Origin of the sequence: Streptomyces aurantiacus JA 4570 (assembly GCF_000414115.1) — a bacterium.
Classification (GTDB): domain Bacteria; phylum Actinomycetota; class Actinomycetes; order Streptomycetales; family Streptomycetaceae; genus Streptomyces; species Streptomyces aurantiacus_A.
On record NZ_AOPZ01000109.1, the window covers coordinates 160,280 to 173,112 of the forward strand.

At 73.9% G+C, this 12,833-nt stretch carries 12 protein-coding genes; 9 read left to right on the forward strand and 3 right to left on the reverse strand.

Features of this window, described 5'->3' with window-relative positions; all coding sequences use genetic code 11:
• The first annotated feature begins 20 nt into the window (after positions 1 to 20).
• Positions 21 to 1,460, forward strand: coding sequence for a M20/M25/M40 family metallo-hydrolase (locus tag STRAU_RS13565; protein ID WP_016640881.1), 1,440 nt, complete (start codon positions 21 to 23; stop codon positions 1,458 to 1,460).
• Here STRAU_RS13565 and STRAU_RS13570 read toward each other — a convergent pair.
• Positions 1,358 to 2,302 (reverse strand): helix-turn-helix transcriptional regulator, encoded by a 945-nt coding sequence (locus tag STRAU_RS13570; protein ID WP_063890350.1) that lies wholly within the window; start codon positions 2,300 to 2,302, stop codon positions 1,358 to 1,360. The two genes, STRAU_RS13565 and STRAU_RS13570, sit on opposite strands and share 103 nt — an antisense overlap.
• Before the next feature lie 230 nt (positions 2,303 to 2,532).
• Between STRAU_RS13570 and STRAU_RS13575 the strand changes: the two genes are divergently transcribed.
• The 4 genes from STRAU_RS13575 to STRAU_RS13590 all read left to right on the forward strand — a co-directional run bounded on the left by STRAU_RS13575 (position 2,533) and on the right by STRAU_RS13590 (position 6,440).
• A complete protein-coding gene (locus tag STRAU_RS13575) occupies positions 2,533 to 3,324 on the forward strand; it encodes an SDR family oxidoreductase (protein ID WP_016640883.1) in 792 nt (263 codons plus the stop codon).
• 88 nt (positions 3,325 to 3,412) lie between these two features.
• On the forward strand, positions 3,413 to 4,501 hold the full coding sequence (locus STRAU_RS13580) for an ABC transporter substrate-binding protein (protein WP_203227397.1): 1,089 nt from the start codon (positions 3,413 to 3,415) through the stop codon (positions 4,499 to 4,501).
• Positions 4,502 to 4,512: 11 nt separating this feature from the next.
• On the forward strand, positions 4,513 to 5,586 hold the full coding sequence (locus STRAU_RS13585; RefSeq protein ID WP_016640885.1) for a FecCD family ABC transporter permease: 1,074 nt from the start codon (positions 4,513 to 4,515) through the stop codon (positions 5,584 to 5,586).
• Positions 5,583 to 6,440 (forward strand): ABC transporter ATP-binding protein, encoded by an 858-nt coding sequence (locus STRAU_RS13590; protein ID WP_016640886.1) that lies wholly within the window; start codon positions 5,583 to 5,585, stop codon positions 6,438 to 6,440. Before STRAU_RS13585 ends, STRAU_RS13590 begins: the two co-directional genes overlap by 4 nt.
• 19 nt (positions 6,441 to 6,459) lie before the next feature.
• On the opposite strand, the gene STRAU_RS13595 is transcribed toward STRAU_RS13590, so the two are convergent.
• Positions 6,460 to 7,713 (reverse strand): MFS transporter, encoded by a 1,254-nt coding sequence (locus STRAU_RS13595; protein WP_259299900.1) that lies wholly within the window; start codon positions 7,711 to 7,713, stop codon positions 6,460 to 6,462.
• Between the two features lie 141 nt (positions 7,714 to 7,854).
• Positions 7,855 to 8,439, reverse strand: coding sequence for a TetR/AcrR family transcriptional regulator (locus STRAU_RS13600; protein WP_016640888.1), 585 nt, complete (start codon positions 8,437 to 8,439; stop codon positions 7,855 to 7,857).
• 311 nt (positions 8,440 to 8,750) lie between these two features.
• On the opposite strand from STRAU_RS13600, the gene STRAU_RS13605 reads away from it, so the two are divergent.
• From STRAU_RS13605 to STRAU_RS13620, 4 genes are all read left to right on the forward strand, one after another.
• Entirely contained in the window at positions 8,751 to 9,350 is a 600-nt protein-coding gene (locus STRAU_RS13605) for a (2Fe-2S)-binding protein (protein ID WP_037659095.1), read from the forward strand.
• Positions 9,347 to 10,348: an FAD binding domain-containing protein gene (locus STRAU_RS13610; protein WP_016640890.1), complete on the forward strand. Its 1,002-nt coding sequence runs from the start codon at positions 9,347 to 9,349 to the stop codon at positions 10,346 to 10,348. Before STRAU_RS13605 ends, STRAU_RS13610 begins: the two co-directional genes overlap by 4 nt.
• Entirely contained in the window at positions 10,345 to 12,486 is a 2,142-nt protein-coding gene (locus tag STRAU_RS13615; RefSeq protein WP_016640891.1) for a xanthine dehydrogenase family protein molybdopterin-binding subunit, read from the forward strand. Before STRAU_RS13610 ends, STRAU_RS13615 begins: the two co-directional genes overlap by 4 nt.
• Positions 12,479 to 12,833: XdhC family protein (locus STRAU_RS13620; protein ID WP_037659097.1), on the forward strand; the 355-nt coding region annotated here is incomplete at its 3' end. The genes STRAU_RS13615 and STRAU_RS13620, both read left to right, overlap by 8 nt.

A 12,833-nucleotide genomic window follows, 5' to 3' on the forward strand; every position in this document is an offset into this window, starting at 1 on the left:
GTGTCCATGACTATGGCCGCATGTCGGAGCAGACGGAGCAGACGGGCACTTCCCGGCGTACCGTCCTCGCGGCGGCCGCGGCCGCCACCACGGCCGGAGCCGTCGGCGTCCAGGCGGATCCCGCCGCGGCACGCGACGGCCGCGGCCCCGCCGCCGTACGAAACGGCCTCGGCCCCACCGCACAGGACCCGCCGCGCGAACTGCGCGCGCTCCTGCGGGAGATCGACCACCGGCGCATCGAGGCGACCGTGCGGCGTCTCGCCGCGTTCGGGACCCGGCACACGCTGTCCGCGCAGGACGACCCCGTACGCGGCATCGGGGCGGCACGGGACTGGATCCTCGCCGAGATGCGGCGCTCCGCGAAGGCGTCCGGCGGCCGGATGAGCGTGGAGCTCCAGTCGTACGTACAGGAGCCGGGCCCGCGCATCCCGGAGCCGACGCGGATCACCAACGTCGTCGCCACGCTGCGCGGCTCGGCGTCCCCGGACCGGCTGTACGTCGTGTCGGGGCACTACGACTCGCGGGCGAGCGACCCCATGGACTTCACCAGCGACGCGCCCGGAGCGGACGACGACGCCTCGGGAGTCGCCGTCGTCATGGAACTCGCCCGGGTCATGGCGAGACGGCACCTAGCCGCCACGGTCGTGTTCGCGGCGGTCGCGGGCGAGGAGCAGGGGCTGTACGGCGCGGCCCACATGGCGGAGCTGTACAAGCGTCAGAAGGCCGACGTCCAGGGGATGTTCACCAACGACATCGTCGGCAGCGCCACCGCCGACGACGGCAGCCGCGACCCGCGCACCATCCGGCTCTTCGCCGAGGGCGTGCCCTCGTCCGAGACCCCCGCAGAGGCCGCCGTCCGGCGCTCCGTGGGCGGTGAGAACGACTCGCCGTCGCGCCAGCTCGCCCGTTTCGTACGGGACGTCGCCGACAACGACGCGACCGGCATGCGGGTCCGCGTCATCTACCGCCGCGACCGCTACCTGCGCGGCGGCGACCACATCCCCTTCCTCGAACGCGCCTTTCCGGCGGCCCGGTTCACCGAGCCCGCCGAGGACTACGCCCACCAGCACCAGGACGTCCGCGTGGTCGACGGCAAGCAGTACGGGGACCTGCCGGAGTTCTGCGACTTCCCGTACGTCGCGCGTGTGGCCCGCGTCAACGCCGCCGCCGTGTGGAGCCTCGCGCAGGCGCCCGGCACCCCGCGCGGCGCGAAGATCCGCACCGCAGCGCTGACCAACGAGACCGAACTCGTGTGGGAGCGCGGCACCGAGAAGGACCTCGCGGGGTACGAAGTCGTGTGGCGCGAGACCACCGAGCCCGACTGGACGCACGTGATCGACGTCGGCGACGTCACACGTCACACGGTCGACCTGTCCAAGGACAACGTCTTCTTCGGCGTGCGCGCGGTCGGCCGCTCCGGCCTGCGCGGCCCCGTGGCGTTCCCCGCGCCCCAGAGCTGAGGCGCGGCGCCCCCGGCGAGTGCGGCGAGGGCCGCGCGGGACGGGCTGCCCTGCTCGGCCGCGTACGTCACCAGCGCCTGCTCGGGGGTGTCGGGCAGGCGCAGCGTCTCGCGGCGCAGGGTGAGCTCACCGGCCACCGGGTGGCGAAGCCGCTCGACGCCGTGGGAGTGCTCGCGCACCAGCTGCTCGGCCCACAGCAGGCTGAACTCCTCGCTGCGGACGGAGAGTTCGCCGAGCAGGTCGCACAGGCGGTCGTCGCAGGGGTGACGGCCGAGGTCCATGCGCAGCGCCGCGACGGTGTCGCGGGCGGTCTCCTCCCACGCCTCCCGGTCCGGGTAGAGACCCCGCACGCCCGGGTCGAGGAAGTGCAGCCACGCCACGTTGCGGCGCTCGGCGGGCAGCGCGTCGAAGTCGGTGAACAGCGCCCGGGCCGGGCGGTTGGAGGCGAGGATGTCGAGCCGTCGCCCGACGACGTACGCGGGCACCTCGTCCAGCGCCGCCAGGAGGACCTCGACGCCCGCCCTGACCGGCTGCGGGGCGGGTGGCGTCGAGGCCGGGTGGCGCAGGGCGCGGGTCAGATGGCCCAGGTGCGCGCGCTCGGCGTCGTCGAGCCGCAGCACCCGGGCGACGGCGTCCAGGACGCTGTCGGACACGTTGTGGGTGCGGCCCTGTTCGAGTCGTACGTAGTAGTCGACGCTGACCCCGGCCAGCTCCGCCAGCTCCTCGCGGCGCAGCCCGGGCACGCGACGGCGCCCGCCGAACGGACGGACGCCGGCCTCTTCCGGGCGCAGCCGGGCGCGGCGGGAGCGGAGGAACGCGGCGAGTTCGGTGCGGAAGTCCATGGATCAAGTTTCCGGTACCCGGATCGCGGACCCCCGCGCAGGGTGGTTCTGCCAGACCCAGGGTCGGACGGAGCCCTGGGTGCCGTCGTGGATCTCCAGCAGAGTCGGGACCACGGGACACACCGCACCGACGCGGCCCGTACTCGTCCAACGCAAGCCACCGCGCCCGCGCGGCCCGCACCCGCACACCGGGGAGCAGGCCACCGCGCCCGCACATCCGGGAGACCACCATGACCCTCACCACCCCGCAGGCCGCGTCCCTCGCCCGCCCCCTCACCGGACGCGTGGCCGTCGTGACCGGCGCCTCCAGCGGCATCGGCGAGGCCACCGCGCAGGTCCTCGCCGCACAGGGCGCGCGGGTCGCCCTCCTCGCCCGGCGCGGCGAGCGCCTGGCCGGTCACGCCGCACGGATCGAGGAGGCGGGCGGCACCGCCCTCGCCCTGCCGACCGACGTGACCGATCCGGCGTCGCTCGCGTCGGCCGCCGCCGAGGTCCGCTCCCGGCTCGGCCGCGTCGACCTCGTCGTCAACAACGCGGGCCTGGCCCTGCCCGACCTCCTCGACGGGTCCACGGGCCCCAACTGGCAGCGCATGATCGACGTGAACGTCACCGGCGCGTTCGCCGTCGTCGAGGCGTTCGTGCCGGACCTGCTCGCGGCCGCCGCCGAACGGGGCCACGCGGACCTGGTCAACATCTCCTCGGCCGCCGCCCAGAGCGTGCTGCCCGGCTTCGCCGGATACGCCGCCACCAAGGCCGCCTTCAGCCACCTCTCGCGCAACCTGCGCGCCCGGCTCAGCCCCGCCGACGTACGCGTCACGAACATCGAGCCGGGCACCATCGACACCGAACTGCGCGACCACATCGAGGACCCCGCCATCAGCGCCGCCGTCCAGGAGGCCGTCGGCTCCATCGACGGCATCCCCTCCGGGACCGATGTCGCCGAACTCATCGCGTTCACCGTCGGCAGGCCCCGCCACGTCAACCTGTCGCACATCTCCGTGCTGCCGACCCGCGAGGCGTAGCCGGAACTCGCCCCGGGTCCGCCGCGACTACGTGACCGGGTGGGCAGCGGTCCACCCGGGTACGTGAGTGGATCCTGGAGCGAATGCGATGCGTGCGCGTGTGAAGTGCGGTGTGACGACCGCGGTGCTCGGCCTGCTGGCGGCCGGATGCGGCGGCGGGGCGGGGGAGCCGGCCGGTGGCGGGCAGCCTGGCGCGCGGGGCTTTCCCGTGACCGTCACCGACTGCGCGGGGAAGAAGACCACGTTCTCCGCGCCGCCGAAGCGCATCGTCACGAGCAACGCCTCCAGCCTGGAACTGCTGCTGCGCCTCGGCGCCGGGGACAAGGTGGCAGGCACCGGCTTCCCGCCCGCCAAGGGCACCCTGCCCGGGAAGCTGGACGCACGCGCGCAGGACGTCGAGGTCCTCGGCCGGACGGTCATCCCCAAGGAGAAGCTGCTCGGCTCCGGCGCCGACCTCTACATCGACACCTTCGCGTCGATGGGCGGCATGAGCGGCGGCGGCATGGGGGACGCGCCGACCGAGGCCGAGTTCGCCGCGGCCGGGATCAAGCACATCTACCTGAAGTCCACCGCCTGCGCCGCCGAACGCGAGGGCCCGATGACCGACCTGTCCGCCGTCGAGCGCGACATCACCGGGCTCGGGGCGGTCACCGGCACCGACGCCACGGCGAAGCGGCTCGTCACCGGCATGCGCGCGAAGGTCGCCGCCGTACGGAAGGCCGTCGGCGACACCCCCGCGGGCGAGCGGCCCACGTACTTCTTCTTCGACTACGACGCCGGCACCAAGCAGCCGACGGTCGTCTGCAACCGGCAGATCGCGCACGCGGTCATCGGCCTTGCGGGCGCCCGGAACGTCTTCGCGGACTGCGACGGCGACCGCAAGCAGACCGGGTGGGAGGACGTGATCTCCAAGAACCCGGACTGGATCCAGCTCGGCGTCCGCAACCGCGGCAGCGCGGCCGCCAACCGCGAGGCGTTCGACGAGGCGCAGCGGTGGCTGGAGACCAACCCGGCCACCAAGGGCCTGAAGGCCGTCAAGGAGGGACGCTTCCTGCGCATCGGCTCCGAGCCCACCACCATCGCCGGTGTGGCGAACGCCGACACGGTCCAGCGGATCGCCCGGACCCTGTACCCCGGCAAGGTCGCCGGGGAAGCCCAGCCCGGCAAGGTCGGCTAGCCGTGCCCTCATTGCTCACCGCGCGCCGCGCGCAGACCGGGGCTCCGCGTCCCGACCGGGACACCCCGAAAGCCTGGCCCCTCGCGGCCGCCCTGGCCGTCGCCCTGCTCGTCGCCCTCACCGCCGCGGTGTCCTGGGGCTCGACCTCCATCCCGCCCGCCGAGGTGTGGGCGGTGGTCGGGCGGAGACTGTCCGGCGAGGCGGCGAGGCCCGGTACGGACGACCTGATCGTGTGGCAGCTGCGGGTGCCCAGGGCGCTGCTCGCCGCGCTCGTCGGCGCCGGGCTCGGCCTCGTGGGCACGGCCGTCCAGGCCCTCGTCCGCAACCCGCTGGCCGACCCCTATCTGCTCGGCATCTCCAGCGGCGCCTCGCTCGGCGCGGTCGGCGCGATCGTGCTCGGCGCCGGAGCGGGCGGCGTGCTCGGACTCGGCCTGTCGGGGGCGGCCTTCGCGGGCGCCCTGGTGACGTTCGCCCTGGTGTGGGCGGTGGCCCGGCGCGGCGGGGGATTCGCGCCGCTGCGCCTCGTCCTCGCCGGGGTGGCCGTCGGCCAGTTCCTGTCCGGCTTCACCAGCTATCTGGTGCTCCAGGCCGGCGACGAACAGCAGACGCACAGCGTCCTGTTCTGGCTCATGGGCAGCCTGAGCGGGGCGACCTGGCCGCTGCTCGCCGTGCCCGCGGCGGTGGTCCCGGCCGCGCTGCTGCTGCTCCAGGCGCGGGCCCGCGCCCTCAACGCCCTGCTGATGGGCGACGAGACGGCGGCCGGGCTCGGCGTCGACGTCGTGGCGCTGCGCCGTGAACTGTTCGTCGTGACGAGCGTTCTCACCGGTGTCCTGGTCGCGGTGTCGGGAGCCATCGGCTTCGTCGGCCTGATGGTGCCGCACGCCTGCCGGCTCGTCGTCGGCGGCGACCACCGGCGGCTGCTTCCGGTGTCCGCGCTGTTCGGGGCGGTGCTGCTGGTCGTCGTGGACATCGTGTGCCGCACCGCCATGGACACGCAGGAGCTTCCGGTCGGCGTCGTCACCTCCCTGATCGGGGCTCCGGCCCTGCTGTTCCTGCTCGACCGGCGCCTGGGGAGCGGCAGTTGAGAGTCGACATCGAGGATCTGGGCGTCGCCTACGCGGGCCGCGCGGTCGTGTCGGGCGTCGGGCTGCTCGCGGCGGACGGGGAGATCGCCGGTCTGGTCGGCCCGAACGGCAGCGGCAAGTCCACCGTCCTGCGCACCGTCTACCGGCATCTGCGGCCCGTCGCGGGGCGGGTGCTGCTCGACGGCACCGATCTGCGCGAGCTGAGCCCCGCACGGACCGCCCGGCATGTGGCCGCGCTGCCCCAGGAGCGGGGCGGCGACTTCGAGCTGACCGTACGGGAGGTCGTCGCCATGGGCCGCACCCCCTACAAGCGGGCGTTCGCCGGGGACGACGCGGCCGACCGGGACACGGTCGCGCGAGCCCTGGCCGAGGTCGGCATGGCGGAACAGTCGGGTCGGCGGTTCTCCGCGCTGTCGGGCGGCGAGCGCCAACGCGTCCTGCTGGCCCGCGCGTTCGCGCAGGACCCCGACGTACTGGTCCTGGACGAGCCCACCAACCACCTCGACGTACGCCACCAGGTGGACCTGCTCGCCCTGCTGCGCGCCGCCCGCCGCACGACCCTGGTCTCGCTGCACGACCTCAACGCCGCCGCGTCGGTCTGCGACCGGCTGCACGTGCTGCACGCCGGCTCCGTCGTCGCCTCCGGACCGCCCCGCGAGGTGCTCACGCCCGAGCTGCTCGCGGACGTGTTCGGGGTGCGGGCGGCCGTGGTCGAGCACCCGCTGACGGGGGATCCGCTGATCGCCTTCGACCAACGGGGGCCGGTGGGCGGAGACTTCGACCACGGGGAGCCGGCGCGCGGAGACTTCGACCAGCCGGAGCCGGTGCCCCCGGAGCGCGGGGCCAACCCGTAGCGGCCCGGCGGCCACGGCCTCAGGGCTCCGAGTGGACGGCCTCGTCCGCCGGAGCCCGCTCCGGCACCGGGGGCCACCGCTTCTCGCGCCCCAGCGAGAGGAGTTGCTCCTCCAGGAGCAGCGCGAGGGCCGCCACGGTCATCAGCCCGCCCACGAGGAACGTGCCGCGTACGCCCGTCACCGGCAGGAGCAGGCCGCCCGCGAGGGCGCCCAGGGCCACACCGGCGTTGTACGCGGCGCTGTTGGCCGCGACGGCGGTCTCCGTGCGTCCGGGCGCGACGTACATGACCTGGCTCTGCGTGGCCATGAACACCGGCCCGAGGGAGGCCCCGAGGAGCACCATCATGATCACGGCGACGGTCTTCGACTGGCCCGCCGCGAACAGCCCGAGCAGCGCGACGGCCTGGGTGGCCACCGGCAGGGTGAGCGTGGCGCGGGGAAAGCGGTCCAGGAGTCGGCCGTAGACCGCGACGCCCACGATGCCGGTGACACCGAGGACGAGCAGCAGCGTGCCGACCGTGGACTCGGTGAACCCGCTCTCGTCCTCCAGGAACTTGGAGATGTATGTGTAGCCCGCGAAGACGCCGGTGACCGTCAGTCCGGTGACCGCGAGGACGACGGCGAAGCGCCGGGTGTCCGGGGCGACGCCGCGCGCCGCGTGGCTCTCTTCCGGACGTGAGGCGGGCAGGGCGGTGGCGATGAGGACGAGCGGGGGGACGGTGAGCGCGCCGACCACCAGGAACGGCACCTGCCAACTGCTGTGCTGGCCGAGCCAGGTGCCGCCGGGCACGCCCAGGACCAGGGCCGCCGAACCGCCCACGGACAGCGCGCCGATGACGCGGCCGCGGACGTGCGGCGGGAACAGGCCGACCGCGACCGGCCCCATCACCGCCCAGAACAGCGCCTGCGCCACCGCCGTCACCAACCGGCAGACCATCAGGACCCAGTACGAGGACACCAGCGCCGCCACGACGCTGGCCAGGAACAGCGCGGACAGCAGCACGCACAGCACGAGGCGGCGCGGGACGGAGCGGGTCATCCGGGCGATCGGCACCGACACGACGGCCACGGTCAGGCCGTAGCCGGACACGAGGAGCCCGACGGCCGACAGGGACACGTCCATGTCGTCCGACATCAGCTTCAGGATGCCGATCGGCAGGTTCTCGGTCGTGTTGAAGGCGAACGCGCCCAGCATGAGAGCGGCCACCACGGCCACGCCGCGGCGCGTCGCCGCCCGCTGGTCGCCGGGTCGGGGCACCGACTGGTCCGTCATCCATCCTCCACGTCCATGGTGCGTACACGAGTGCGGACATGCCGATTCTCGCTTCAACACGCATGGGGCAGAGGTGGTTTGGGCGCACCGTGTCCGGCCATGTTCGCCGAGCGGAACTGCAAAGGAGAGCCGCCGGCCGGCTCAGGCAGGCTTCCGCGGCGCTCCGGCCCGCAGGCCGTCCATGACGAAGTCGAGCAGCCGCGCGGCGCGCGGCTGCCACTCCTCCTGCGGGTCGATCAGCCACAGTCCGGCGATCGCCAGCATGAAGTCGTCGGAGGAGAGGCCCGGCCGGATGGTGCCCGCCCGCTCGTTGGCCTCAAGGAGGAGCGTGATGGCGGACGTGAGGGGGCCGTGCGCCACGCTCTTCAGCGTGCCGTGGCTGGTCGTCGCCACCCGCATCGCGTCGGCCAGGCCGACCTTCGTCATCGCGTACCGGGCGAGGTGGTCCATCCACTCCCGCAAAGCCCGCTCGGGCGGGAGGGTCTCCAGGAGTCGGGGGGCGGCGTCGGCGACCTGCCGCACCTCGTGGCGGTAGACCTCCATGACCAGGGCCTCACGGCTCGGGAAGTGGCGGTAGAACGTCCCCTGGCCGACACATGCCTTCTTCGCGATGGCGCTCAGCGGTGCGTCGCCGCAGCGCGTCAACTCCTCCAGCGCCACGGCGAGGATGCGCTCGCGGTTGCGCTGCGCGTCCGAGCGCAGGGGGGTCTCTCGCTTCTCCCGCACTCGTCGTCCTCCTGGGAATCACGGATGGGACCGGCACCGCCGGAGACGGGTTCGGGCCGCACGCATCGGGCCTTGCTAAGCGGACAACTGTCCACTAGGTTCAAGGATTAACGGACAGCTGTCCGTTTGAGTTCACTCCACCATAGCGGCAGACGTGGCCGAATGCATTCGGTCGAGGGCGCCCGCCCCCGACCGCGCGTCGGCCGCACAGTGTTCTCGCCCCTCAGCTCGACCTTCCCGTGCCACCCGCGCCACCCGTGTTCCTCGCCCCGGCGCCCGTCGCGCACCGCAACCGCGAAAGAAGGCTGACCATGGCTCCACCGACGTCCAGCGCCACCGCGACGTCCAGCGGCATCACCCTGAACGTCAACGGCGAGAAGCGCACGCTGCCCGTCGACCACCGCACCACCCTGCTCGACGCCCTGCGCGAGCGCCTCGACCTGACCGGCACCAAGAAGGGCTGCGACCAGGGCCAGTGCGGCGCCTGCACGGTCCTGGTCGACGGCCGCCGCACCCTGTCCTGCCTGCAGCTCGCGGTCGCCGCCGACGGCCGTGAGATCACCACCATCGAAGGCGTCGCCGAGGGCGACCGGCTGCACCCGGTGCAGCAGGCGTTCCTCGACCTCGACGGCTACCAGTGCGGCTACTGCACACCTGGCCAGATCTGTTCGGCGATCGCGGTCATCGAGGAGCACGCGGCGGGCTGGCCGAGCGCCGCGACCGCCGACGTACGGCCCGAGGCGGGCCCGCCGCCGCTCGACGCGGACGAGATCCGTGAGCGGATGAGCGGCAACCTGTGCCGCTGCGGCGCGTACGTCGCCATCGTCGACGCGGTCGCCCGCGCCGCCGACGAGGTGCGCGCGGCGGACGGGACGACCGAGGGCGTGGCAGCCAAGGAGGCGGCGGCATGAGGGAGTTCGGATACCAACGGGCGCACGACGTCTCCGGCGCCGTCGCCCTGCTCGGCGCCGACCCCGACGCGCGCTACCTGGGCGGCGGCACCAACCTCGTCGACCTGATGAAGACCGGCGTCGAACGGCCCGCGCTGCTCGTCGACGTCACCCAACTGCCCCTCGACGGCATCGAGGTGACGGCGGACGGCGGACTGCGCGTGGGCGCGACCGTCACGAACAGCGACCTCGCCGCCCACCCCGAAGTCCGGCGCCGCTACCCCGCCCTCGCCCAGGCCGTCCTCGCCGGCGCCTCCGGGCAGCTGCGCAACATGGCCACCGTCGGCGGCAACCTGCTCCAGCGCACCCGCTGCGGCTACTTCACCGACACCGCCAGGCCCTGCAACAAGCGGACACCGGGCAGCGGTTGCGCCGCCCGCGAGGGCGAGCACCACAACCACGCGATCCTCGGCGCCTCCGACCACTGCGTGGCCACCCACCCCTCCGACATGGCGGTGGCCCTCGCGGCCTTCGACGCCGTCATCTCGTACGAAACCGGCGACGGCCCCGGCGAGTTGGCGCTGGCCGACTTCTATCTGCCCGTCGGCGACACCCCGCACCGCGAGACCGCGCTGCCGCCCGGCGCGCTGATCACCCACGTCACCCTGCCGCCCGCCCCGGTCGCGGCGCACTCGCGCTACCGCAAGGTCCGCGAGCGGGCCTCGTACGCTTTCGCCATCGGCTCGGTGGCCGCCGCGCTCGACGTGCGGGACGGCGTCGTACGCGAAGTGCGCCTGGCCTTCGGCGCGGTGGCGTCGCGGCCGTGGCGCGCGCACGCGGCCGAACAGGCGCTGACCGGCGGGCCCGCCACGGCCGCCGCATTCGCCGCCGCCGCGGACGCCGAACTCGCGGCCGCCGAGCCGCTGTCCGACAACGGCTACAAGGTGCCGCTCGTGCGCAATCTGACCGTGGCTGTGCTGTCCGAGCTGACGGAGCCGACCGAGGAGGCCGCCCGATGACCACCGCGACCGGAACGACCAGGGCCGCGGGGGCCGTCGGCACCGCGCGCTCGCGCCTGGAGGGCCTGGCCAAGGTCACCGGCGAGGCGCGGTACGCGGGCGAAGTCCCGTTCGCCGAGCTCGCCCACGGCTGGATCGTCGTGTCCACCATCGCGCGCGGACGCGTCCGCCACGTCGACGACGGACCCGTCCTGAAGATGCCCGGCGTCCTCGCCGTCCTCCACCACGGCAACGCCCCGCGCCTCCAGGAGGGCTTCGTCGGCTCCTTTGGGCCCGACCCGGTCGCGGAGATCCTCCAGCGGGACCGGGTGCCGCACATCGGCTGGCCGGTGGCGCTGGTCGTCGCCGAGACCTCCGAACAGGCCAGGGAGGCCGCCGAGGCGCTGGTCGTCCGGTACGACACCGAGCCGCACGACGTCGCCTTCTCCACCGAGCACCCCGCGCGCTACACGCCGGAAGCGAGCCCCCTGGGCCCCGCCGTCACGGAGAAGGGGGACCTGGAGGCCGAACTCGCCGCCTCCGACGTGGTCGTCGACGAGCGGTACACCACCCCCGAGCAGCACCACAACACCATGGAGCCGCACGCGGCCATGGCCCGCTGGGACAACGGACGGCTCGAAGTCGTCGACACCAGCCAGGGCACCAAGGCGACGGCGACGGACCTCGCCGCGCTCTTCCAGCTCGACCCGGACTCGGTGCGCGTGCGCTCCGAGCACATCGGCGGCGGCTTCGGCTCCAAGGCCCTGGCCCGCGCGCACAACGTGCTCGCCGTCATGGCCACCACCGTCATCGACCGCCCCGTCCGGGTGGTCCTGACCCGACGCCAGATGTTCTCGCTCATCGGCTACCGCAGCCCCACGGACCAGCGGGTCAGGCTCGGCGCGGGCGCCGACGGACGGCTGCGCGCGTTCGACCACGACGGGGTGTCGCTCACCTCGACCCTGACCGAATTCGTGGAGTCGACCGGCGCGTTCGGCCGGTCGCTGTACGACGCCGAGGCGCACCGCACCGCCAACCACGTGGTACCGCTCGACGTGCCCACGCCGACCTTCATGCGCGCGCCGGGGGAGGCCCCCGGATCGTTCGCGCTGGAGTCCGCGTTCGACGAGCTCGCCGAGAAGTGCGGCCTGGACCCGATCGAACTGCGGGCCCGCAACGAACCGTCCGTGGGGCCCGTCACCGGGCTGCCGTTCGCGAGCAACGAACTGCTCACCTGCTTCCGCGAGGGTGCCCGCCGCTTCGGCTGGGACGCCCGCGACCCGCGCCCGGGCGTGCGCCGCGAAGGCCGGTGGCTGCTCGGCACGGGCACGGCCGCGGCCACCTTCCCGGCGGGGGCCGCCCCGTCGACGGCCGCGGTCACGGCGGAGGCGGACGGCACCTTCACCGTGCGGGTCAACGCGGCCGACGTCGGCACCGGGGCGCGCACCGCCCTCGCCCAGGTGGCCGCCGACGCGCTCGACGTGCCGCTGGAGCGGGTCCGCATCCGGATCGGCGACAGCGACCTGGGCCAGGCATGGCTGTCCGGCGGCTCCATGGGCACGCGTTCGTGGTCGTGGGCCGTCATGATCGCGGTGGACGAGCTGCGCGAGCGGCTCGCCCTGGGGGCGGACATCCCGCCGGAGGGCATCACCGTGCGCTCGGACACCACCGAGGCCATCGGCGCGCTCGCCCAGACCGAACGGCACTCCTACGGCGCCCAGTTCGCCGAGGCCGCCGTCGACGTCTCCACCGGCGAAGTACGCGTACGCCGCATGCTCGGCATCTTCGCCGCCGGGAAGATCATCAACCCGCTCACCGCGCGCAGCCAGTTCATCGGCGGCATGACCTGGGGCCTGTCCATGGCCCTGCACGAGGAGGCCGTCAGGGACCGGACGTCGGGCGCCCTCGCCAACGGCGACCTCGCGGGCTACCACTTCGCCGCCAACGCCGACGTGCCCGTCATCGAGGCGGACTGGGTCGACGACCCGGACCCGGACGACCCGGTCGGCATCAAGGGCATCGGCGAGATCGGCATCGTCGGCGCGGCCGCCGCGATCGCCAACGCGGTCTGGCACGCCACCGGCGTCCGCCACCGCCACCTGCCGATCCGCCCGGACCGGGTCCTGGGCGCGGCCGCCGACGGGAGCTCCCGTGCTTGACATCGCCGAAGAGCTGGGCCGCTGGGCCGAGGAGGGCCGGGAGTTCGCCGTCGCCACCGTCGTGGCGGTCGGCGGCAGCGCTCCCCGCCCGCCCGGCGCCGCCCTCGCCGTGGACCGCGAGGGCACCGTCATCGGCTCGGTCTCCGGCGGCTGCGTGGAAGGCGCGGTGTACGAACTGTGCGCCCAGGCGCTCCAGGACGGCGAATCCGTCCTGGAACGCTTCGGCTACAGCGACGACGACGCCTTCGCCGTGGGCCTGACCTGCGGCGGCGTCATCGACATCCTCATCACCCCGGTTGGCGTCGACGCCCCGGACCGCCCCGTGTACGCGGCCGCCCTCGCGGCGG